Origin of the sequence: Pseudomonas sp. GXZC (genome assembly GCF_026967615.1) — a bacterium.
GTDB lineage: Bacteria > Pseudomonadota > Gammaproteobacteria > Pseudomonadales > Pseudomonadaceae > Aquipseudomonas > Aquipseudomonas azotoformans_A.
On the sequence record NZ_CP114116.1, the window covers coordinates 173,646 to 194,126 of the forward strand.

At 53.4% G+C, this 20,481-nt stretch carries 23 protein-coding genes and 1 pseudogene; 12 read left to right on the forward strand and 12 right to left on the reverse strand.

Annotation, left to right across the window (positions count from 1 at the left end; all coding sequences use genetic code 11):
• From OZ428_RS34385 to OZ428_RS34395, 3 genes are all read left to right on the forward strand, one after another.
• On the forward strand, nt 1–1,035 hold the full coding sequence (locus tag OZ428_RS34385) for a hypothetical protein (RefSeq protein ID WP_269134331.1): 1,035 nt from the start codon (nt 1–3) through the stop codon (nt 1,033–1,035).
• 186 nt (nt 1,036–1,221) lie between these two features.
• A complete protein-coding gene (locus tag OZ428_RS34390) occupies nt 1,222–2,730 on the forward strand; it encodes a DUF5710 domain-containing protein (RefSeq protein ID WP_269134332.1) in 1,509 nt (502 codons plus the stop codon).
• Nucleotides 2,731–2,782: 52 nt separating this feature from the next.
• Nucleotides 2,783–3,625, forward strand: coding sequence for a hypothetical protein (locus OZ428_RS34395; RefSeq protein WP_269134333.1), 843 nt, complete (start codon nt 2,783–2,785; stop codon nt 3,623–3,625).
• Between the two features lie 59 nt (nt 3,626–3,684).
• On the opposite strand, the gene OZ428_RS34400 is transcribed toward OZ428_RS34395, so the two are convergent.
• The gene (locus OZ428_RS34400) at nt 3,685–4,491 is read right to left on the reverse strand and encodes a DsbC family protein (RefSeq protein ID WP_269134334.1); all 807 of its coding nucleotides are present in this window, start codon (nt 4,489–4,491) and stop codon (nt 3,685–3,687) included.
• 139 nt (nt 4,492–4,630) lie between these two features.
• On the opposite strand from OZ428_RS34400, the gene OZ428_RS34405 reads away from it, so the two are divergent.
• The 3 genes from OZ428_RS34405 (at nt 4,631) to OZ428_RS34415 (ending at nt 7,664) form a co-directional block, all read left to right on the forward strand.
• Entirely contained in the window at nt 4,631–6,442 is a 1,812-nt protein-coding gene (locus OZ428_RS34405; protein ID WP_269134335.1) for a hypothetical protein, read from the forward strand.
• A gap of 116 nt (nt 6,443–6,558) precedes the next feature.
• Nucleotides 6,559–7,089: a DUF922 domain-containing protein gene (locus tag OZ428_RS34410; protein WP_269134458.1), complete on the forward strand. Its 531-nt coding sequence runs from the start codon at nt 6,559–6,561 to the stop codon at nt 7,087–7,089.
• 254 nt (nt 7,090–7,343) lie between these two features.
• A complete protein-coding gene (locus tag OZ428_RS34415; RefSeq protein ID WP_269134336.1) occupies nt 7,344–7,664 on the forward strand; it encodes a hypothetical protein in 321 nt (106 codons plus the stop codon).
• Between the two features lie 5 nt (nt 7,665–7,669).
• Here the strand turns inward: OZ428_RS34415 and OZ428_RS34420 are convergent, their stop codons facing one another.
• The 3 genes from OZ428_RS34420 to OZ428_RS34430 form a co-directional block, all read right to left on the reverse strand.
• Nucleotides 7,670–8,029, reverse strand: coding sequence for a hypothetical protein (locus tag OZ428_RS34420; RefSeq protein WP_269134337.1), 360 nt, complete (start codon nt 8,027–8,029; stop codon nt 7,670–7,672).
• Nucleotides 8,030–8,195: 166 nt separating this feature from the next.
• Nucleotides 8,196–8,597 carry a hypothetical protein gene (locus tag OZ428_RS34425; protein WP_269134338.1) on the reverse strand — a complete coding sequence of 134 codons (402 nt, stop codon included), beginning with the start codon at nt 8,595–8,597 and terminating at the stop codon, nt 8,196–8,198.
• Nucleotides 8,594–9,133 carry a hypothetical protein gene (locus tag OZ428_RS34430; RefSeq protein ID WP_269134339.1) on the reverse strand — a complete coding sequence of 180 codons (540 nt, stop codon included), beginning with the start codon at nt 9,131–9,133 and terminating at the stop codon, nt 8,594–8,596. Before OZ428_RS34430 ends, OZ428_RS34425 begins: the two co-directional genes overlap by 4 nt.
• Nucleotides 9,134–9,316: 183 nt before the next feature.
• Between OZ428_RS34430 and OZ428_RS34435 the strand changes: the two genes are divergently transcribed.
• Nucleotides 9,317–9,592, forward strand: a complete 276-nt coding sequence (locus tag OZ428_RS34435) for an HU family DNA-binding protein (protein WP_269134340.1) — start codon at nt 9,317–9,319, stop codon at nt 9,590–9,592.
• A 144-nt stretch (nt 9,593–9,736) separates the two neighbouring features.
• Here the strand turns inward: OZ428_RS34435 and OZ428_RS34440 are convergent, their stop codons facing one another.
• Complete coding sequence (locus OZ428_RS34440) at nt 9,737–10,297, reverse strand: YcbK family protein (protein WP_269134341.1); 561 nt, start codon at nt 10,295–10,297, stop codon at nt 9,737–9,739.
• 22 nt (nt 10,298–10,319) lie between these two features.
• Nucleotides 10,320–10,790, reverse strand: coding sequence for a hypothetical protein (locus tag OZ428_RS34445; RefSeq protein ID WP_269134342.1), 471 nt, complete (start codon nt 10,788–10,790; stop codon nt 10,320–10,322).
• Nucleotides 10,791–10,906: 116 nt separating this feature from the next.
• Between OZ428_RS34445 and OZ428_RS34450 the strand changes: the two genes are divergently transcribed.
• The 3 genes from OZ428_RS34450 to OZ428_RS34460 all read left to right on the forward strand — a co-directional run bounded on the left by OZ428_RS34450 (nt 10,907) and on the right by OZ428_RS34460 (nt 12,465).
• Nucleotides 10,907–11,542, forward strand: a complete 636-nt coding sequence (locus OZ428_RS34450; protein WP_269134343.1) for a hypothetical protein — start codon at nt 10,907–10,909, stop codon at nt 11,540–11,542.
• A 17-nt stretch (nt 11,543–11,559) separates the two neighbouring features.
• The gene (locus OZ428_RS34455; protein ID WP_269134344.1) at nt 11,560–11,889 is read left to right on the forward strand and encodes a hypothetical protein; all 330 of its coding nucleotides are present in this window, start codon (nt 11,560–11,562) and stop codon (nt 11,887–11,889) included.
• 84 nt (nt 11,890–11,973) lie between these two features.
• Nucleotides 11,974–12,465 carry a hypothetical protein gene (locus OZ428_RS34460; RefSeq protein ID WP_269134345.1) on the forward strand — a complete coding sequence of 164 codons (492 nt, stop codon included), beginning with the start codon at nt 11,974–11,976 and terminating at the stop codon, nt 12,463–12,465.
• 860 nt (nt 12,466–13,325) lie between these two features.
• On the opposite strand, the gene OZ428_RS34465 is transcribed toward OZ428_RS34460, so the two are convergent.
• Together OZ428_RS34465 and OZ428_RS34470 are read right to left on the reverse strand one after the other, a co-directional pair.
• Nucleotides 13,326–13,847 carry a hypothetical protein gene (locus OZ428_RS34465; RefSeq protein ID WP_269134346.1) on the reverse strand — a complete coding sequence of 174 codons (522 nt, stop codon included), beginning with the start codon at nt 13,845–13,847 and terminating at the stop codon, nt 13,326–13,328.
• A 159-nt stretch (nt 13,848–14,006) separates the two neighbouring features.
• Nucleotides 14,007–14,147, reverse strand: a complete 141-nt coding sequence (locus OZ428_RS34470) for a hypothetical protein (RefSeq protein WP_269134347.1) — start codon at nt 14,145–14,147, stop codon at nt 14,007–14,009.
• Between the two features lie 165 nt (nt 14,148–14,312).
• On the opposite strand from OZ428_RS34470, the gene OZ428_RS34475 reads away from it, so the two are divergent.
• Nucleotides 14,313–14,516, forward strand: coding sequence for a hypothetical protein (locus OZ428_RS34475; RefSeq protein ID WP_269134348.1), 204 nt, complete (start codon nt 14,313–14,315; stop codon nt 14,514–14,516).
• Between the two features lie 1,853 nt (nt 14,517–16,369).
• Here OZ428_RS34475 and OZ428_RS34480 read toward each other — a convergent pair.
• The 4 genes and pseudogenes from OZ428_RS34480 to OZ428_RS34490 all read right to left on the reverse strand — a co-directional run bounded on the left by OZ428_RS34480 (nt 16,370) and on the right by OZ428_RS34490 (nt 18,950).
• On the reverse strand, nt 16,370–17,494 hold the full coding sequence (locus OZ428_RS34480; protein ID WP_269134349.1) for a site-specific integrase: 1,125 nt from the start codon (nt 17,492–17,494) through the stop codon (nt 16,370–16,372).
• A gap of 81 nt (nt 17,495–17,575) precedes the next feature.
• A pseudogene (locus tag OZ428_RS34815) lies at nt 17,576–17,725 on the reverse strand (helix-turn-helix domain-containing protein); the annotation flags it as partial.
• 585 nt (nt 17,726–18,310) lie between these two features.
• The gene (locus OZ428_RS34485) at nt 18,311–18,583 is read right to left on the reverse strand and encodes a hypothetical protein (RefSeq protein ID WP_269134350.1); all 273 of its coding nucleotides are present in this window, start codon (nt 18,581–18,583) and stop codon (nt 18,311–18,313) included.
• Nucleotides 18,584–18,599: 16 nt separating this feature from the next.
• Nucleotides 18,600–18,950 (reverse strand): hypothetical protein, encoded by a 351-nt coding sequence (locus tag OZ428_RS34490; protein ID WP_269134351.1) that lies wholly within the window; start codon nt 18,948–18,950, stop codon nt 18,600–18,602.
• A 690-nt stretch (nt 18,951–19,640) separates the two neighbouring features.
• Between OZ428_RS34490 and OZ428_RS34495 the strand changes: the two genes are divergently transcribed.
• Entirely contained in the window at nt 19,641–20,159 is a 519-nt protein-coding gene (locus tag OZ428_RS34495; protein ID WP_269134352.1) for a hypothetical protein, read from the forward strand.
• Nucleotides 20,160–20,481 lie beyond the last annotated feature (322 nt).

Below are 20,481 nucleotides of genomic sequence, written 5' to 3' on the forward strand. Positions count from 1 at the left end.
TTGAGTACGCCAGAAGAAACCCAGGCGCAAACCGGAGCAACGGCTCTTACCGAACTGTTCCGCAAGCACGCCAAAATTGAAACTGCTCAGGAGCAACTGTCGGGGGTAATCGGCCGGCGACACAGCTTGGCCGACAGTATCGCTACTGCGGCGCAGCAACTGGCTGTGATCCAGGCGGAGATTGCTCGCTTGGAGTCTGAAGACTCAACTCTTTCTGCCGAGCAGGCGGAAATTGAGGTCTGGTTGAGCGCGAATGCTCCTGGTGACGGCGTGTCGCTTGATGACCAGGTACTTAATTTTGTTGAGTCGCTTGCGCTGACGGTTGCGGTTCCCGATGTTGGAAAGTCGACCAGCCGCGGTCGATTTGATGCGATCGAATCTGAACTACAGCGTTCAGGGTGGGCAGACGATGGCATGGGACTGATTGTACGAAATTTTTCGGCGGTCGAGAGCAGTCCTCCTGCAGGGTACGTCTACGTGCAATTCAAGGCCAATGAGGCCGGGCCGATTTTGACGGAGGCGGGTGAGCAGACGCTGGTTGTCGGTATCGCAATGGCCACCGGTGTAAATGAATACGACCTGCGCACCGACCTGCGCCGCAAGGTGTTGGATGACTTAAATGGTTCGGTGGTGGAGATCGTGTCCAAACTGAATGCCAAGGCGGATGAGCTTATACACGCAGCTCTCGATGTCACCGAGAGCAGAGCTGATACGCGTGATCTGCGCAGCCCGTCGGATGACCTTCGTGGCGTTTTTGAGGATGCCAAATGCGATAGTCACTTTGTGGCGCCTGCCCTAATTCCAGCGGGTGCGGATGGGCATGAAGTAATCACAGGCCATCTTGACGACATGCCCGGGTTTGATGACGTCGGCATTGTGGCGAATGAAATAGATGAGGTGCAGGGTTTTGGCGGTCCCGAGCTCATCCCCGAAGCTGTATACGAAGAAATTCCTGGCTTTGCTGATGATGTGGTCTCGCTGCCAGCTCCAATGGTCCAGGAGTCAGAATCGACAGAGTATCAGTTCAATTTCTAATTGGTGTTAGGGTCGCGACGTTGTTTGCTTTAGAGATTTCGATAGTATAAAGTCTTCATCGTGTATTTTGCATTTGTTGTAAGGCATATGACGTTCCCCTTCCGTTACCTGTGCCTGGTCAGCAATATCGAAGTACACCCTTGAGCCTGCCCTTCGGCGGGCATTTTTTTAACCAAGGGGTGACCGATGAGAGTTTCCTGGGGTCTCGATGCCGCGGCTTTGAAAGCGCAAAAACAGGTTGAGGTTTGCCTCGACACAAGTCAGGCCATTAACGGACACGTTTTGCTGGTCGGAATGAGTGGAGCTGGTAAAACCTTCCAACTTCGCAAGATGATCCGGCAGATGACCGACTCTGCCGCCGCGGCCAATGAACCGCTCCCGCGCTTCCACGTTTTCGATGTGCATGGGGACATTGATATCCCCGATGCTTCCCTGGTGCTGTTTAGTGAGCAGACCCAGTGGGGGATGAATCCCCTTCGGGTTAATCCGGATCCGGATTACGGTGGTGTGCGCAAGCGTGTTCAGGGTTTCATCAAGACCGTCAATCGTGTGATGCGTGCATTGGCCCCTAAGCAGGAAGCTGCGCTGCGCAATATTTTGCACGACGTGTACGCCAAGCACGGTTTCAACCAGTACGAGCCATCCACTTGGTTGGTTGACGATTCCGTGGGCCAGCTGATGTCGGAAGGCGGGGATAACCGGTTTTACATCGACGTTCCGATCGACGAAAAAGACGATGCCAAGGCCTTAGGGGCTCGCTGGGATGGCAACCTAAAAAGTTGGTTTATTCCATCGGGCGAATACCAGGGCGCGATTACACGCTGGTCTCCCAAAATGACTGATCGATCACACCCCTCGATCAGTGATGTTTTGCGGATGGCTCGTAACGTCCTTCAACAGTTGTTCCTCGGCACTGGGATGACTGCTATTACCAACCTTGAGTTGTCCAACAAAGCAGCCGCTGCGTACCAGCGGAAACTGCTGGAGGCGTTGCGCCGGGGTGAGAAAGCTTTCGAAGATGAAAAGCTGCAGGCCGACCTGGAGAAAGCCAAAGCCAAAGCGATTGAGGCCTACACTGCGTACGCTAATTCGATCGTCACCGGGCGCGAGCTCGAAAGCGTCATGAAGTACGACAGCACCGAGGTGCTTAAGTCCGTGGTTGATCGCTTGGAAAATCTTGACGGCATTGGCATCTTCAAAGCCACTCCGCCGCCGTTTGATCCTGACGCCAGGGTGTGGCGCTACAACATCAAGCCCCTCTCGATGGATGAGCGAAAGCTTTTCGTATTGTTCAGGTTAGAGGAGCTCTTTCTCCAGGCCGTCCAGCGCGGCGAGCAGAAGAGCATCTTAGATGTGTTGATGCTGGACGAGGCGCACATCTATGCCGATGACGACGAAGACAACATCATAAACACCATCGCCAAAGAGGCGAGGAAGTTCGGTATTGCGATGATTTGCGCCAGTCAGTCCCTCACGCACTTCCCCGATGATTTTATCGCCTCCGTGGCCACCAAAGTGGTACTGGGCATTGACGAGATGTTCTGGCGCAGCTCAGCGACCAAGATGCGATTGACGGAAGATGCACTTAAGTGGATTCGGCCTAAAAGGTCGATGCTCGTTCAGTTAAAAACGCATGGCGAAACGCGCAATGACTGGAAGTGGGTGGTCATCCCTCCAAACAGCGTTGGCTCTTAGAGGCTTAAATATCATTTAATGCTATTAAACTTTTATTTCCGAGATAACCCCGATGAGCGAACTCGATTTTGCTTCTATCTTGCGAACCAATGAGCTTATTGGTTCGATTACACAATATGCCTCAGCGGTTCACAGTGATATGAATGTCACTTGGTATGAGAAGATGTTAGAGGCGTTTGAAACAGAATTGTTTGATCGAGGATATAGGTTTTGCCATAAAAGTGCAGATGACGAGTTATACAAAGTTCATCTCAAGATCGCGACGAAAATGGAATTAGGTGAACTTGTCATGCTTGCTCGTGCACGACATGTCTCGCCAACTCAGTCAGTTTCGGAAATCCGCGAGCGTATTTCCAGGCTCAGGCCTGACGGTGATGCAATTCTCTGGGTCGACGGTATTTTAGCTGCACTCGAACGGAAAGGTCTCTATCTGGCTCATTCAGATAATTTGCCTCCATTTTTACGGCCTTCAGTTGAGCCAGTTCGAGCCGCCCCCCAAATCCACAGCAATGAAGGTGGAAGACGGTCCACTTGGAGAGTATGGGCCTCTTTAACGGTTATCTCGATATTGCTCGGCGGGTTGGCGGTTAAAGCACCATCCATTATCGAAAAGTTCAAGGCTCGCGACTTTTCTTTTAGTGAGTTGGGCATTGACTCATATCCCAACCTTGAAGAATTTCCGAAAATAGAAATGGCTTCACCCGGAGCGCACCAATATCCAACAGCAATGCGCGATTGGTGCAGTGGCGATGAGGTGTTTTGCGCATCTATAAGTACAGGCAACCTCACTGAGGCGTTGAGGGGTATGATTTCAGCGATCCCCAATAGTAACGCTAAGCAATTCAAGGTGCGTCTTGCGGTATTGCCAGTCGATGACTACGAAGATAGCAATTAGATATGTTATTTTGTAATTAAGTCCAATGGCTGATGCGCAGCCATTGGATTATATATCGATCACTTATCTTGAGTATTTTCTTTAAGATTTGAAGCGCTTTTAAGCACCTTGGATACAAGATCAGTGGAACTACCAGATTGGGAGCGGCCGTCACTGAAAAGAATGTGCGGAGTGCCTTGGAGCTGTGTCTGTCGGCCGACGTCCTGGTAGCGATCAAGAACAGGTTCACCACACTCCTGCCTTTCTAGCTTCTTACCTGCCATTGCCTCGTCCAGCAGTGACTTTCTGTCGCCGGCGGAGCACCAAATGTTGCTCATGGTGTCCCAGGCGGATCCCTGCCGGCTGCTGCGAACGTACGGCAGATATCGAACCTCAATACCTGCTTTATTCAGGTCGGGGATTTCTTTGTGAAGCTTGCGGCAGTAAGCACAATCAACGTCTGTCATGACGTAGATGAAAGCCTTGGCTGACTGGTTTGGCGAGTAGGCAACGTAGTCGTCTTTGCTGATGGTTTTGAGCAAGGACTGGTTAGCCGCTTCCAGGGAGAATTGCGTCAGGTCGACTATGGATTCGTTGGATACCTCATAAAGGCGGCCAACCATGATTGTTTTGTCGCCAGGTCGGCTATAGACCAAGTTGCCGCTGTCCAGGCGCACTTCGCACAATGACAGCGCATTGGCCGAAGCGACTGCCTGAATGCTCGCCGGTTGCCCAGTCGATTTGCCCAGGGCGGCAGTCAGCCATTTGTAATCGGCTGGAGTACCGCAGTTCAAACCCGGATCCGGATTGTCGTTCGCCACTGCGCAGTTTGTGACGCCGGTGAGTGCGCAAGCGAGCATCAACATAGTGGTGTTTTTCTTGACCAAGGAGCCTCCTCAGATTGCATTCTGCAATCAGTCAATTGATTTGCTAAAGCGTATATGGAAATATAACATTCATATAGTTTGTGTCGCAATGGTTCAGCATCGGGCTGGATCAGCTCAGTCAAATCACCGGAGCAAGGTTATGGAATCGAAAAGCGGGTCTGCATATCGGCGTCTGGCCATGACGCTGATTGCGCTGCAGCTGGCCGGCTGCGCTGCCCCAGGTCAGCTTCCGTCTGGCTTTGGTGGTGTTTTCTCGAAAACTGAGCATGCCTATAAAGGGCAGATGAGTGCGCAAGATCAGGCTTCATCTCGTGCCGCGCGTTCGATTTTCACAAGCACCTCCACGGGCGTCATCGGGTATGCGCAGCCCGAGTATCAACGCCGTCTTGCCCGGTTCCACTCTGCTCGGGATGTGATCAAGGCCACCGGCAACCAATACTCACAGGAACAGTTTGTGGAATTTTCGTCCGCGCTGACGGACTTGCTTTCGTATGTGGATCAAATTGAAGCAGGTGTCAGCACCAGGAAAACCGCCGTAAGTCAGCAACGGATCCAGGCGAGCTACCAAATTCAGCCAGGGCAAACAGTTACCCTGAACTTCAACGGTTACTGCATGAAAGCCGGTCCTGATCGTCCATACCTGGGGGAGGGGATGCAATTGATCGGGGTAAACGACGTCTGGTCGCCGGCCTACGCCGGCGTGTATCGCAAGGTGATGCAGCAAGGCCGGCTGGGAGAACCGACTCCTACCCGTGTCTACCGAGGTGACCAGGCTGACAAGCAAGTAGCACTCTGGGCTCTGCAGGGGTTGAATGACGGTGAACTGAATCCGAAGGTGGCCAGCTCGATGACTGCGAAGCAGCGTCAGGTACTTTACAGCGCCGGGCTTTCACCTGTTGAGCTCGAAGCCAAAATTCAGTCAGCCAACTATTTGAATACGTCCCAGCCGGCCCTGACAGGTCTGTTGAGCGGACAGGGCCTTAATGGCTTGATTAGTGGCGCCGTCAAATCTGCCGGTTTGGGGTCTGGCTTTGGAAATGGTGAAGTCGCAAAGGCTGCACGCAGCCTCCAGCAATTCGTCGATATCCCCAAACTTCTCACGAGTCCTCAGGTACTCAGCGATCCGGCAGCCCTCGCGGCCGGGCTCAGCAACTGGGCTGGTGCGCCATCGGAACGGACCCTTGTGGAAAACGCTGATGCGTTGAGCCAATACAGCTTGCTTGCACCTGGAGTTGCCGCCCAGACGATATCGAGTGGCCAGTTGTCTGGGCAGTTCAAAGTGACAAACCATTCCAGCTCAGCATTTAATCTGCGTCCCGCGGAATACATCGCGAATGCCAGGTCCGACACCCAGCCAGTGGGGCTCGCTAACTGGGCTCTGTCCGACACCGCTCCTGCTGCACGAGTCGAGCACACCGGCTCAGATGACGCGATCAAAAATGCGCTGAAGGGCGATCTTGAAAAATTGGCGATGGATAAGTCATTTGCCGCTTTCACTAATCCCAACCCGGCCTTCATGGCGTTCGCAAAAAGTGTGTTCAAGTCGAAACTCACTCAGGACCTGGTCACCTCCCTGCCGGTCGTTGGCAACATCGTTAGCATGGGCATGCTGCTAAGCGGCAAGAATCTTGATGGGTCTGAAATGAACAATTACGACTACGCGTCAGCTGCGATCGGTATGGTTCCGGTGGTGGGGAATGTGGCTAAGGCGCTCGGTGGAAGCGCGAAAATTGCTGCGCAAGAAATTGCTCATTTGGGCACTCGTTTCCCGGCGGGCTCCCTGGATGCTATTGATCTCGGGTTGAACGTAATTGGCTCAAATACCGCTGAAGCCGTCTCTGACGGCACGCCTGGCTGGTTATCTCGGGAGTTTGATGCGGTCGCCGGCAAAGCCATTTCCTATTTGCCAAAGACGTCACAGGCAGTTGCTGCACGCGGTTCGATTCTGTGAGGTCATGCACCAGAAAAAGAGGCCTGCTTGCAGGCCTTTTTTTACTCGCTGCTCCTGCAGGGGGGTGGGCAGATGATGTCGTGTTGATTGATCGGGGGACTGTGCCGACGTCCCAGGTGCAGGTCGGCGATCGCGGAGAGCTCACGATCAAGCAGTCATTCAAAACATACCCCGTTTCAGGGAGCTCGTGGCAGGAGGTGATGCGATCACTGTCCACCTCCCCACTTGATGTGAAAGGTGAAACAGCCTACGGCATCACCAATTCAACTTGGGACTGGCGATATGACGTGGTGAGTGACGAATCCAGTTGCTGGCCATCCCATTTTTCGCTGACGGTTGAGGTCGTTGTCATTGTGCCGGAATTGGTGGGGGCGAGCCTGAGAGAAGGGGAGATGAACCTCTGGCGCCAGTACGCCAATGGTGTGGCAACTCACGAGCGGATTCACGCCCAGGACGCGCTTGATCTGAGCATGAGGGTAGTCAACAAGGTCGTAGCTTTGCCTCCTTTGAGAAGTTGTAGCGAGGTGGAGAGCGAGATCAGGACCATCTACCAGGACGAAAGAGTCTGGTACGAACAGCGTGCTGCTTTTGTCGATTCACAAGCGCTTGGGTTTCCGCGAGATTTCCGCTTTATTCGGACTGACTGAAAGGGCTTTTAGCGTTAAACTCACAATGACGTATATCCGAAGATAAACTATCAGGTAATAAATATGCGGCTTATAAAATCAACGTTTGCACTGGTCGCGTTCGTGCTTTCGACTCCGGTGCTGGCCTTTGCTGCCCCTCTTGATTGGCAGTGGAACGACCCGGCGTCAGTTGGTTTCTATTCGGGAGTATTGGCCTGAGTGGTGGTGCCGGCGCGAGCGCTTTCTCGCGCTACGACGCAGGCTCGACTCCCAACATGACCAATGACACGGTTTCCACGCCGCCCGTTCTCTTGATGGCCGGTGGGGTTGATGTTGATTTCTCAATCAGCAACACGGGCGTCGCCATCGCTAAAAAAGCGTGTACGCCGCCGGCGGTCCTGGAGGTGTACGCGACCCCTGTTACAGTCTGTGATAGCGGGACTGCAAGCAATATTCAGGGTTTCAATGTGACCGCGACAAACACAGCAACAACTTTTACGCCTCAACTCTGGATCTATGTTGCTGGTACTGGGTGGAAGCAAGTGGCAGTCAACAATGCGTGTGGCCGACTGGAAGTGAAGCAGCTCTGCAAATAATAGGTTCAGCAGGCCTCAGGGGTCAGGGTGTCATCAGGTTGTGGCGTCATGACCAGAACCTGGCCTGAGTTGTAAGCGACAATTTCCTTCGAGCCGTCCTGGTATTCGACAATAAGTCCGTCGAAATCTCTTTCCTCAAGCGCCACTTGGATTTCCCTGCCAAACCCCGCGTCTGTAGCCATGGCTGACTGCAAAAGGCTTTCTGCCGTGCTCCAAGAGAACAGCTGGCGGACCAGGTCCACGGCGGGCGAATCGAGATCGACATCGTGTTCGAAGGTTGCTCGATAGTAGTAAGGGGCGTGAAGGGTGACCTGAGTGGCCAGGACCACCCTCCTCGCCGGCATACTGTTGCGCGGCAAAATCATCAGCCAGGTATATCCCCGAACCAAATGTCCCGCGAAGTGAGGGCTTAAGCGCGCTGTGGTGTTGTTTCGCGCCGTGGAAAGCCTGTAGCACTACGGAGTTGCTCGATTCGCAGATGCGTTTCCTCATGGCTCAAAGCTGTCAAGGGTGTAACCAGGCTCCGCACTTTCATAAGGCAGGTTCACCAAGTCCGCGGTGGATAGGGGGCAACTGGGAAAACTCCCAATCCATTGCGTGAGCAATCTCTGTGTGAGGAATGAGTGGACTGACTACAGCATGACCGGAGACGCCGAGGATGCCATCGATTCGAATTCCGTCACCGGTCACGATGATTGTGGAGTGAATGAGTGGCTCTCCATAGGCGGATTCGATGTCCTCAACGGACATGTCGACCTTCGTTGTGCGCGAGTCAGGGCTGGCTATCATGTCCCGCAGTACAGAAATTTCGTGCAACAAAACGCTCGTCAACGGGATTACTGTCGCGACGGTATCCGGAGCTGATTCAGGCGGCAGTTTGGTTTTGAACGGAACATAAAGTTGAACGGGTTTTAGGTCTGAGCGGTGGTTCAAGGTGATGCCCTCCCGGAGAAGTCCATTGCTGAACCTTCAATATAAAAACTGTGCGCCGGTGACTCGTCCCAGCTCACCTCCTCAATGGTGACCCCGTGATGCTGCTCGTGAGTCATTCGCCGGGTTAGCAAGCGGTGTAGGTCGATTGTGCACTCGGCTTTGAGGGCGGCCTCTTGTGGTGACGTCGCCCAAATGCCTGATGTGGCCACGCGAGCCGTGGTGTAAAGGTTGACTCGATATTCCCTCAACTCTTGAGGTGTTTCCTGCAGAAGGGCGTGTTCGTAGCCTGCGCGTAACGGAGTGATCACGCCGGCTTGGCCGTCCATTTCCTCGAAACGAATAATTTCGCCGGTGTCGCCCATGTGGCCTGCGACCAGGTTATCCACCACGGTGGTAATCACCCCACCCCGAAATTCAATCGCGCGTGCCTGGGCCACATTCAGGGCTGTTGTGAGGTTGGTAAATGTATCGGCGGTGGGATCATTGAGCTCTTTGCCCGGGTTGATGCTCAACAAGCATTTGACTGAGAAGGTCATAGGGTTCTCTCGCGAGAGTGCAATAGTAAACAGATGCGAATTATAAGACATAAAATGACATCAAGTCTCACCCGGGCTTGTAATTATAATAATCGTTAGAAATAATCGAGTATTGATTTATTTTGCAATTGCGTCAGAATAAATTTATCAATTCATAATTGTTTTCTCACACAGGGCGTTTTTATGACCAAATCGGATATTGTCGACGTCGTTGCAGCATCGACGAAACTGTCCAAAGCGGATGCTGGGCGCGCGCTCGCGTCAGTTCTGGAGTCGATCTCAGAGGCGTTGAAGCGCGGTGAAAGCGTGTCGATCATTGGCTTTGGTACTTTTTCCGTTAAGCATCGTGCCGCGCGAATCGGGCGCAACCCGCAAAACGGCCAGGCCATGGATATCCAGGCGAGCCGCAATCCGAGCTTCAAGCCAGGGAAAAGTCTGCAGGAAGCTGTGAATGCGTAAATAACTGTGCAGACAGGCGAAGCCCCTCATGAGCGAGGGGCTTTTTTTTGGGCTGGAGTAATTGGTGGTGAAAACGAGGGATTAAGAAGCGTAACTTGCCGTCGACAATAATTGTTTGGCATGGATTCGCATAGTTATGCGGGCCTAGCTTGACCAGCTCCGCACGGAACCTTTGTCGACGTGAATGAATCCGCGTTTTGCGTAGAGGCCCACGCCACCCAGTCCGAGCATTTTCCCCATGTTGGCCAGCAGCACGGGGGACACGCCAGGCATATAGATGTCGGAGGCGCGTCCATAAAGGTGCATCGAGTTCTTGGCAGCACCTTCCAGCGTGGAATTGTGGTGCGCTGTCCGATACCCGGAAAGGACGTGAATATCGTGTTTCTGGCCATAGGTTGCCAGCCACATCTGCATAATGAAGAGGGTGTCGAGCAATCCGGTGTCCATGTTGACCGCGGCGCTGTACTTCACATCGCGCAGAAGCCAGCACGCTTGGCGGTAACCATCTACATTCCAGCCCCCTCGCTGCGTCCAATAACAAAGTGTGGCTTTTTCTTTGCTGTCCGGACGGATGAGGCTCAAGTTACGGTCGCGATTCAGCGCCTGGGCGCGCCAGTCAGGACCGGCAGCGCTCCCGATCTCTGGAAAGGCCAATGCCGCTGATGCACCCAATGAGAACTGGATAAAGTTTCTTCGAGTCAGCACGACTGACCTCCGTTGGCTGCGTTCAGAATTCGATTGGTGGTTCCGAGGACTTTTCGGTGATAGCCCAAAAAGCCAACTCCAGGGCAGAAACTTGCGCCCCGGTTTCTTGATAGATTTTTTTAGGGTCGATGTTCAGTCGGCAGGCTAGACCGCTCACAAAAGGCGCGTCGGTCGGCTTGATGTCGATGCCGTCGATGTTCATCTGGCGGTATTGGCTGGCCGCCGAGAATGCCGGCTGAATGACGCCCCTGAGCATTCCGAGCTCGGGTCTGGAGGAGATCCAATCAACTGAGGCTAAACCCAGGTGGTAGAGGGTTTCACTGAGCGTCTCAAAGGTGTCTGTTTTAAGTTGCTCGATAGGACATGAATGGGTCAGCGGTGGGGCGACTGCTCCTGCGCCGGGCGTTATCTTCTTCTGCAGTTCCTGCAGGCACGTTTTGTACGCTCTGATACTGGACTGGAGTGCGTCATGAATATCGGGGTGCTTTTTCATAAACCGCACACTGGGGTCGTTGATAAAATTTAGAAATAGGCTGCTTGCAAGGCTAATGACTTGCTAGAGCAATTACAATAGAATAAATCTACACATTTCTATTGTGAGTGTTGGCTATGCGCAAGCCTGTCGACGACCCCTATGGTTTCGAACTGCCGGTTCCGGCGCCGAGGGTAGCTGCGTCCTCAAAGAAGCAACGTGCAGGCAGCTTTTATTTGTATGTCGACTTGGTGCCAACCTCGGCATGGTTCTCAAATTTAAGGGCTGAACTGTCTCCTGGTGAATGGAAATCCTGCGCAGCCTACACCGCCAAGCGAGCCGGTTACTGCTGTGAGATTTGTGAAGGGCGAGGGCCCAAATGGCCGGTCGAGTGCCATGAGCGTTGGTTATTTGATGAGGCCACAGGGATTCAAAAACTCATCGGCCTTGAAGCGCTATGTCCGGATTGCCATGAGGCCACGCATATTGGCCTGGCTCAGGCCCGTGGCCATTATGAGCGCGCTGCGGGCCATTTGATGCGTATCAATAGGTGGTCTGCGGAGGAATTAAAAACACATCTGCGAGAAGCGGTGACAGTTTTTAACAGGCGAAGCGACCGCCCGTGGCAATTGGATGCGAGCCTGCTTATGACGCTTCCGATTCGGTTGAGCGATAAAAGCAAGGCGTTGATCGAGCGACACGCCGGTGCCGCTAAGATACCTCCCGGTGCGTCGACCAGGGATCAACTTATTGAACTAACGCTGGGCCGGTGACTGCCAAAAGGGGAATCATGAAGTTCGTTCCGAAAAAATACGCACCGATTGAGCGAGTTGTACTTCTGGTGATCGGGGTATCTCTAGCTTGCTGGGGGCTTGGTGGTTACGTATCTGGCGAACTGTACCTTCCAGGTCGCCAGGACGGAATTTACCTGCGTGATGGGTTGAGCCTCGTTCTCGGGGTCGTCGGAATTCTCTCAGGCGCGCTCGCGTGTTTCGCGGGTATCGTCGATCATTATGATGAGAGAGACAACGAGCAGAAGTACGCAGTTTTTTTCAAGCGCTGCAAGTTCACAGCGATCGCGTGCCTCACCTCAGCTGTCGCTTTGCAATTACGCTCGTAGTTTCCTACGCAATGCCAATAGTAAAAGATAAGAATTTATTGGCGTTTAGGCTATAATATTGTGGTCAATCAAGAGGAATTCTGGATGCGACCTTACTTGAAGCCAGTCAAAAGTGCGTCGGAACAGCTTAGTGATCTGTTGTCAAAACCCAACGCCTTCCTTATCGAGGCTTACCCTCACCTGGTGTTGATGCGCCTGCCTTTTGCGCAGCGAATTGAAGTGATGCGTCGTCAGTTGATGCCCCCTAGACCGGGCCCACGCAAGCGTTTGGCTAAGGCTGCAGGCGGGCATGATCATCAGGGTCAAGTTGAGGCTCGGATCCATGACGAAGCGAATTATCGTGTCCTGAGTGAACTGAATCCATTGGTTTTGGGTGTCGAGCTCCTTGCGGAGGCGCTGGAAGAGGTTGTTGGCTCTGGTGTAATCGACGGTGTCATGTCGGATGACGGCGAATTGAGCAGCAGCAACTTACTCGCTGCGATGGTTGTGTCGGAGATCGGCGCCGCGGGAGAGAGTATGGCCCACGTCCTGGACGCCGCAATTCACCCCGGTGATCCCCATTTCAACCCCTGGTAGGGTAAGGCAAATGACTGGTGCTTTCTCTGACCCGTTTACGGACTTTCCAGTGGCTGAAATCCCATTTCCTGTGGGTGTTGATCGACTGGTCGGTGTTTCTCTGACGAGAAAGCGCAACCTCGGCCTGGTTCTGGGAGGTGGGGGAGTTGAGACATTGCAGCTTGTGCTTCAAGCGCTACACCTTGCTCTGGCGATCGAGGTCGAAAGGCTCCTGTGGTGCACCGGATTAGATGTTGATGGAAGGTCCCAGGTAGAGCCCACCTGGGATCTACTCACAGCGGATTTTCCGGGCAGGGTCAGTCGTTTTGATGATTCGGTTCCTGGATTCCCCTGTCTCGGCGAGCATCATTTCAAAAGGAGGACGGTCCTTTTGATGGATGAGGTTTTATCGCTGCAGGTGGTGGGTTGGTGGAGGTGCCCGAAGATGTGGTTGCCATCCATGTCATTTCAGCCGGGTCTCCTAGGGTGGACTCGGCGCCCGCCCCGGCGGTTTCGTTTGTGCTGAGTCCGTGGCCAGGACAGCAAGGCCTGCTTACACGGTACTTGCTCACTCTGCCTAATCAATCCTCCCACTTCGTGGATTTTGAGCGGTGGCAAGGCTGGTTGACGACCGCTGTTCGCAAGTGTCGAGAGCAGACTACTTCGTCCATCCGGTATGTAGAAGAGCGCTGGGGGGCCCAGGCCTCGCTCGGTCTCGGTGAGCCACTGACCCCGCTCGTTGCTGACGCATCCTTGGCACAACTCTGTGAATGGCCTCGGAAGGGTGTGGTTGGATATTCCGGGGAATGAAGGGGCTCGCAATGCTTGCCGTTGCTACGCTTGTTCCTCGCGGACAGACTGTCCAGTCTGTCCGCTTGCTTTCACTGTGTTAAGGCTGGTTCCCAGTCCGGCGTCTCGGGAGGCGGCCTAATCCCAGCATTTGAGTCAATGAGCGTATCTCGCCTCGACCTCCATTCCTGTTCCTCACGCTGAGCATCGATCTCCGTCCTGTCAAGCTCGGCTTCAGCCCACCCGTCATTCCAGGCCTTCAGCAGATAGGGGATTTCCTTCAACAGCAGTGGAGGGCTGGGGCGGACGCCTTTCTCCCAGCGCTCTGGCGATGTATAGCCGCTGGAGAAGGCGTTCTGGGATGCGGATTCCAGGAGTTCTTCGTCGTCGGAAAATGAGAAGCGCTCATGAAGGCCGCGCGCCGAGAGTGCGTGTTGAAATGATTCGTCTCCAGCGCTGAAGGCCTTTTTCAAGTCGGAAAGGGTAGGGGCGCCCGTGCGATAGGTAACCGCCAGGTCGGACGCCGAGCCCAGGTCTATATCGATCGCTGCGAGCCCTTCCTCCAGCGCCATGGCCAGGTCACCGCATTGAATTTGGTTGGTCATTTTATGCATGGACTGAACCCCCAGTAATGCGTCTCTCAATAGCCGGCAATGATTCTCCGGCCAGTGACAAGTGACGGACAAGAATTGAAGACGCTGCTGCCAGGCAGCCGAAGTCGCCGGCATTGCGTGCCTCAATAGCCAAGCGTGCCGAGAGGGCGATCCTATCAATCAACCTGGTGACTCCATTGACCAGGCGATCGCGCTGCGAGGTGCGAGCTTCGGACAATTGCCGATTTTTGCAATGACGGTAGTGCCGTCTCTCAGCGCTGTTTCTGCCTTGATGAACAGGTCTTCCTGAAGAATTTCCATGCGTGTCCTTCAAAAGAGTAGAATTTGTGTTAACGCAATTGTGATAGTACATCGTGAATATATAGCAGGCAATCATAGTAGTTTTGGTGACATCTCATAAAGTCAATGTTATTCTTTTGCCAGTGCAATCGCGTTTGACTGCAAATACATACAGGTGCACCTGCCATGCTGAAGCTGACCAGCCTATTAGTCCTCTCGGCCTTTTCCTTCGCGACTCAAGCAGCGGATCTGCTCGCTGCAACTGCAACGCCACCCACTATGACCATTGGCTACGTGACCGAAGGGACTGCTTGTCCTGGCCCTGGGGCAACCGGCTTCAACACGGCGGGTCTGCTACTTTCTTGCCAATCCGGTGTGTGGAAAAAGTAGCTCTGGAAATTTTAAAGGCACCTATAACTGGAACGTATGATGGTGGCTGTTGGCAAGGCAACCCGTTCACAGGAAGCTGTAAATGTCCTGCGGGCTCAACTGGTTACTTGACCGGCCAAGCAGCAGTCGTCACCGTGGGACTCCACAATTATTAGTTGTTACGAAGTTAACTAGATTGCCAATCCGGTCTTTGGAAATCGACAGGAGCAGACGTTGCTGGCCTTGGGACTGGCTTTATGACCGGTATCCCAAACCAGTACAAAAATAGGATCACTGGCGGCTACAGTTGCCCGACTGGATTGGTGCCGAACCTAATTGGCGGCATAGCAATTGGCGGTTGCAATCCTTGCTTATCATATTCATGCAGTAAGCCTTAGTAAACGCAAGCTACTTCACAGCCTTGCCAATCCGGTCTGTGGCGCTCTAACGGTGGCGGGAAGGTTTTTACTGGCTTTATTTCGCATGGCCAACAAATACCTCTTCCTTTTGGGAGTATTGCAAGTAGTTGCACTTGGTCGGCATCGGACGCCGCGAATCCACACAGCTTCTCGGCCAAACTACGCAGGAGGCAATTACGCTTACGCCGATTCAAATCGTATTGTTAGCTGCGGTTTTTATGATAAAGGAGCATTTAATGTCGGAGGTGTCTGTAGCTATATCATCTCCTGCAATTGACTGTTGACTGTTTTGCCAATCCGGTCTTTGGATGGGAGTAGAGAAAGTTTTGACTCAAACTGGCTCTGCGCAGACCTCTCAGTGCACTGTATGGGCGGACTTTGGGCAACGAATTTGTGCGGGACTCCCATCTACGTACATAGTCTTCCCTGAGCAGTTCACCTATCCACCTAATATTCTTATCTCTATCGGCGTTCCTTTCCGCTAACAACCTGCAATGCGAATCAACTTGATTGGTTCGGTCATCAAGTTGCAGAAGTTACTCGCAGTGGATTCCGCCTATACGGCGGTGCAAGCCCGATCGGGTGTGGTGCAGCAAATGACGGGGTGGCTGTTAGTAATTTTGATTGGATAGCAATTGGAAGGAAGTAGAGACTAAGTAATCGTTAAGTGTGTTTTCTTCATGTTGACAATGTAATCTGCTACTTAAAACAGGTCCAATAGAACAGTCCAGCCCAATTTAAGTGGGATGCGGCCATATACCAACCCGATGCGTTTTGAAAAATGTACCCGGTTTCTGCTTGTCCAATGGCTGATGCTCCAGTTACGGAACACACTTTCCAAGTAAGATCCCCCAAGAAGCAAGTAGCTCCTGAGCAGGAGCCTTGCGTAATTTTGTTCTCCCAACCCCCTGGCGCTTTCCACAGACCGGATTGGCAAAGCAGTCAATAAAGCTGCCGACAATAGATGATCTTGTAGTCTTCCATGGGCGCCGTCATTCCTGTCATTACATATCCATCAGGGCAGTTCATAGGAACCCAGCCTTGTCCTGGATAGTTAGTTAATGACCAAGTCGCTCCAAGCTTAACGCCAGCCCCCTTCCACAGACCGGATTGGCAAGGCTATATCTTAGGGTTTAAAGCAATTGTACGAAGCGCAAGGGCTACATCCGCCGACAGCGATCGCAAACGATTGAGAAACAGAATAGCCGACTGGACAACTACAGCCACCAGTGAACGGATTGCCCGATGCACAACCACCACCAGCCCAGGAAGCGGTCATGAAGGACCCCCCCCAGGTAGTTGAGGTGATCGCTTTCCAAAGACCGGATTGGCAAAACGCACCTCAAAAAAAAGGCCCTCCCCGACAAGGCTTTTTTTTGTCGCTCCAATCAGGCCGTACCTTTCAAGTGGTTTATGGCTCCAGATCTCTAATACTTTATCGAAAATTTTGGTTGTTCAGGCCGCAGCTAAAGGGTCAATCATGACCACACTGGCCTCCTCGATCAGTTCAAGGTACTGGTCTGGTGCCGGAATAGGGGTTGCGTCCCTTAGAGCGGTCATCAGGCGTCGCAACAAACGGTCCTGGGCAGCTGCAAGCGTTGTGTTCTTGCACGCACCGGTGATCACTGGCTCTTCGAAATCAAGGAAGCGGACCGTCACATGGTCTTCACTTTGAAGAAGTATTGCGGGGTAGGGGATTAGATGGTTGATAACTACCTGCCGGCCTTTGCTCTTCCCGCCTTCCAGTTTTTTGACGAGTCGCTGAGCCTTCAGGTGGGTATATCGTTTAAGCATGCTGAGAGATTTGTGGCCGCTGATAGCTGCGACCTCCATCATGTCCAGCGTGCCCAACTCAAATAGCCTACTGATCGCTTCATGACGCAAATCATGGAAGTGGAGGTCCACGATCGCCAGGCGTTGAAGCATCACTCGCCAGGTCGATTTGAGTCCCTGGGACCCGTACTTGAAGACTTGGCCTGTATTTTCGACGCCCATTCGGATGATGGCATCACGCGCCTTCAATGATAGCGGTACGTCACGTCGCGTACCGTTTTTAGTATCTGGGAGGTGAGCTACTCGTGCCTTGAGGTTGATATTCTCCCAGCGCAGACCAAGGATCTCTCCCTGGCGCATCGCGGTTTCAAGTGCTACGACGATGATGGAGTAGAGGGAGTCATTACCATGGTTGTGGGCGTACCGTAAGATCAGGCGCTCTTCCCGTGCGGTGAGCCGCCGTTCACGCCCGGGCGGACTTTTCGGCTTCCTAACCTTCAGTACGGGATTGTCGTCACAAATACCCCATTCAATGCGGCCCAACTCGAAGAGATTTGAAAGCAACGACATTTCAAGGCGAACTGTTGCTGGAGACAGAAGCTTCCCGGTTTTCTGGTTCTTCTGGAGGAGGCGCTCATCGCGATAAGTTGCGATGTCTACTGAGGTGACGGCCCGGGCGTTCATTGGGCCTAAGAACGATCTGGAGAGCTGCTCGACGCGATAACACTCTTGGGCGTAGCCTTTTTTCAGGATCGAAACCCTTGTCTTGTAGTGATCAAGGGCCTGGGCCATGGTCATTTCGGTCATTTTGAGATTCGTCCAGGTCTTGCGCTCGTACGGCCAGCTCGACCAATGAGATGCCGAGCACTTCGCAGAGGAAATTAGCGTGTCGATCGTTGGGGAACGCCGACCGAGTTCCAGGACAGAAATGTAGGTGCGATCCAAGCCGGCCTCGAACGCCAGAGTTTCCTGCGTGAGGCACCTGTTTTTCCTGAACTCACGAAGGGCCTTTCCGAAGGCTTGGTTGTGCGTGCGGATTTTGCGTTCCCGGCTTGATCATTTGAAGGCCCGGGATTTTCAGCGGTTCCGACTATAGTCGTCTTCCGTTTAAAAGCGGAATTGAGGGTGCCGGAAAAACGCTGCACGCATCGAAGGCTCTATCTCATGGTCCCGGAGGGGGCAGCAGAGTATCTGAGTCAGCTTTTTCAGTCGTAGCGGAACGTGCGTCCGCTTTCACATATTGTCTACTATAGGCACAAGTGCCTATAATTGGTCGTTAGACTAGCTGTTCCCCGCGCGTGGCCACCGCGCACTATGTGCCATCAGCAATGTCAGGAAGGTCATCCTGAGGTGGATTGGGACGAAGGAAGTAACTGGGTTAGAATAGGCACAAGTGCATTATGAGGTGTTGGATGTCGAACCAAGACACATTGAGATCCCTGATCAGTCGTGCCTCTATTACCCAGGGAGAGGCCGCCGATTTCATCGCGGAGGAGACAAAGCGACCTTGCAGCATTCGGAGTATCCGGTCGTGGTTGGCGGCCAGCGTACTGAAGAGTGCGCGCCCGTGTCCGGATTGGGCATTGAATGCTTTGGAGACAAGCCTCAGGCGTCAGAACAAGATCAAGTAACTTCGGTAGCGAGAGCTGGGGGTAACTCAACCACGCTCAGAGCTGGGTATTGCTCAATAAGATCTATCAGCAGTTCCCGGATTGTGAACATGCCAGCGGTCGGGTCTTCGCCGGCGCGCAGTCGTTCAAGGGTCTCCAGTGCCGTCGCGGGGATCGCAGTCGTTTGGGGTTTGCCAGCTGTGTCCTTTCGCACGGATCCAGCTGCAATCGCCTGCTCAATCGTCAGCAGGTAGGCAGCACTTTGCCGCTGGGTTGAGACTTTCACGTTTCGCCTCCTCTTTTTAAGGCTCAGGCCCATACATACCTCCGCAGCCGATATGCGTGAGAATCTCCCTGCACATCACCAAAGTCGGTGTGCCACTAAACCCACCTGGTGAATTGTATGGATTGTCCATCCATATGACGTCATCACCTTCGTCGTAACTGAAGGTGTGCCCATGGGCATCAACACTTTCTCCTGCGGCGAGTTGCTGCAGGAAATCTTCAGGAGTGGGCAGGTCGAGCTCAGACCATCGACCCGCTTCGATGCAGGTCAACGCTTGAGCGCGTCTGGCCAAGCGCTCTCGCTCAACTTCCGTTTCCAATCGTTCCTTTTGCCTGCGGGCCTCTTCTTCAGCATAGAGTTCCTCCACGAGCTCCCGCTCTTGACCTAATGCAGTGAGGTAGTGGTCGGCAAGTTCTGGGGTCTCCACAAGAGAGGAGGGACGCGCTCCCCATAAACTGGGTTGCAGCTATTTGCCTCCAGCTCAGCGAGACAGTCCAGTGTCTCAAATGCGCGGCGCCTAGCTGCGGCGACGTATTTCTCACCCTCTAATTTCGCTGCAGACAACCACGTCGATCCACTGGAGTCTTGCTGAAAGGCAGAGTTCGAAGGATTGGTTCATGCTGAACTAAGCCTCTCTAAGGAATGGTGTTCGTATCTAATCACAATTGCGATAGTATTACTGTGATGATTATTAAAAGGGACATAGTTGCATGCTCAGGCGGCGCAGCTCACCAGTCACCGGCGCGGAGCTTCTCAAATGCGCGGTCTTCGACGGCTTCGACTATGGGTTGTCATTTGCCTATGTGGAGGGGCTAGGCAGAGTGCTGAGTGGGTTTAAGGCTCGTTGCTTCCGGAAACCCGGCCACCCCCTTCACAACACATGGCGCATCGGAAAGAACCTTGTTCACGAAGAGACTCAAGAGTTTTTTGCGACTCTCAAGGCGATCGCGGGGGAATCGTTCGTGGATACGAAACCTTCACGCGCAAGCTTGATAGGTCCCGGGAGAAGCCGCTAGTGGCGGCGTACACAGCTGACCTCCAAGTCAGAATTGCGACGATGGCTGACGGCAAGGTACTTGCCCGTGGTGACTACCACCCTGGGTTGATTGCGATTTATCGGCGCATGGGCGGGCTTTATCTAGGGCTCAGTAAAGCTTGGAAAATAGCCTGCACTGCTGAAGCTCTACACAGCAGCCTCATCGACGGGCTCGGGCTGCGAGAAGAGCAGGTGCAGATCCTCCAAGGTCGCCATGAGTTGCTTGAAGATGGAGCCCTGGTGCAGGCTCGTGAATGGGAGAGCATCGCCGTTGGCGGCGAACGTCCGGAGCCCACGGGAGAAAGTGAGGACTCAGTAAACGAGGTGTATCTGGCGAGCATCCCACAAATTAAGCCGATCAATTGGACTCCGCGGGTGCTTGAGGCTCTTAACCAGTACCAGCTCTATGATTATCAGCGTGCAGGTGTTGCCCACCTGGTGCAGCGCAGCAGCGCTTTGCTGGCAGACGATATGGGGCTGGGCAAACCCGACAATCGATCGTTGCTGCACACATCCAGGCAAAGGGGCGTCCGATCCTGATTATTTGCCTGGCCAGCCTGATCATCAACTGGAGTCGTGAGATTCTGGCGGTTTGCCCGGATGCCAAAATCTCGATGCAGGCATCTGATCCCTCGGCCCAATGGATAATCATCAACTACGAGAGGCTTGGACAATTCGTTACGACGGCGTCTCAGTACAATGTGATGGTGATCGATGAGGCGCACCGTCTCAAGGAGCCAACCGCGGAGTGGACGCGCGCATTCGACATCGCGTCAAAAGCTCCTGTTGACCGGTACACCGGTGCTGAACCGGGAAAACTTCATACTCTCCTGCGCCTGTCAGGCCATCCGATCGGACTCAT

Bases quoted from the DNA above. Each gene is read 5' to 3' on its own strand.
- OZ428_RS34405 (WP_269134335.1), top strand. From the start codon at position 4,631: ATGGAATCGAAAAGCGGGTCTGCATATCGGCGTCTGGCCATGACGCTG.
- OZ428_RS34435 (WP_269134340.1), top strand. From the start codon at position 9,317: ATGACCAAATCGGATATTGTCGACGTCGTTGCAGCATCGACGAAACTG.
- OZ428_RS34495 (WP_269134352.1), top strand. From the start codon at position 19,641: ATGGCTGACGGCAAGGTACTTGCCCGTGGTGACTACCACCCTGGGTTG.
- OZ428_RS34395 (WP_269134333.1), top strand. From the start codon at position 2,783: ATGAGCGAACTCGATTTTGCTTCTATCTTGCGAACCAATGAGCTTATT.
- OZ428_RS34480 (WP_269134349.1), bottom strand. From the start codon at position 17,494: ATGACCGAAATGACCATGGCCCAGGCCCTTGATCACTACAAGACAAGG.
- OZ428_RS34445 (WP_269134342.1), bottom strand. From the start codon at position 10,790: ATGAAAAAGCACCCCGATATTCATGACGCACTCCAGTCCAGTATCAGA.
- OZ428_RS34455 (WP_269134344.1), top strand. From the start codon at position 11,560: ATGAAGTTCGTTCCGAAAAAATACGCACCGATTGAGCGAGTTGTACTT.
- OZ428_RS34430 (WP_269134339.1), bottom strand. From the start codon at position 9,133: ATGACCTTCTCAGTCAAATGCTTGTTGAGCATCAACCCGGGCAAAGAG.
- OZ428_RS34420 (WP_269134337.1), bottom strand. From the start codon at position 8,029: ATGATTTTGCCGCGCAACAGTATGCCGGCGAGGAGGGTGGTCCTGGCC.
- OZ428_RS34390 (WP_269134332.1), top strand. From the start codon at position 1,222: ATGAGAGTTTCCTGGGGTCTCGATGCCGCGGCTTTGAAAGCGCAAAAA.
- OZ428_RS34460 (WP_269134345.1), top strand. From the start codon at position 11,974: ATGCGACCTTACTTGAAGCCAGTCAAAAGTGCGTCGGAACAGCTTAGT.
- OZ428_RS34415 (WP_269134336.1), top strand. From the start codon at position 7,344: ATGACCAATGACACGGTTTCCACGCCGCCCGTTCTCTTGATGGCCGGT.
- OZ428_RS34470 (WP_269134347.1), bottom strand. From the start codon at position 14,147: ATGGAAATTCTTCAGGAAGACCTGTTCATCAAGGCAGAAACAGCGCTG.
- OZ428_RS34465 (WP_269134346.1), bottom strand. From the start codon at position 13,847: ATGCATAAAATGACCAACCAAATTCAATGCGGTGACCTGGCCATGGCG.
- OZ428_RS34475 (WP_269134348.1), top strand. From the start codon at position 14,313: ATGCTGAAGCTGACCAGCCTATTAGTCCTCTCGGCCTTTTCCTTCGCG.
- OZ428_RS34450 (WP_269134343.1), top strand. From the start codon at position 10,907: ATGCGCAAGCCTGTCGACGACCCCTATGGTTTCGAACTGCCGGTTCCG.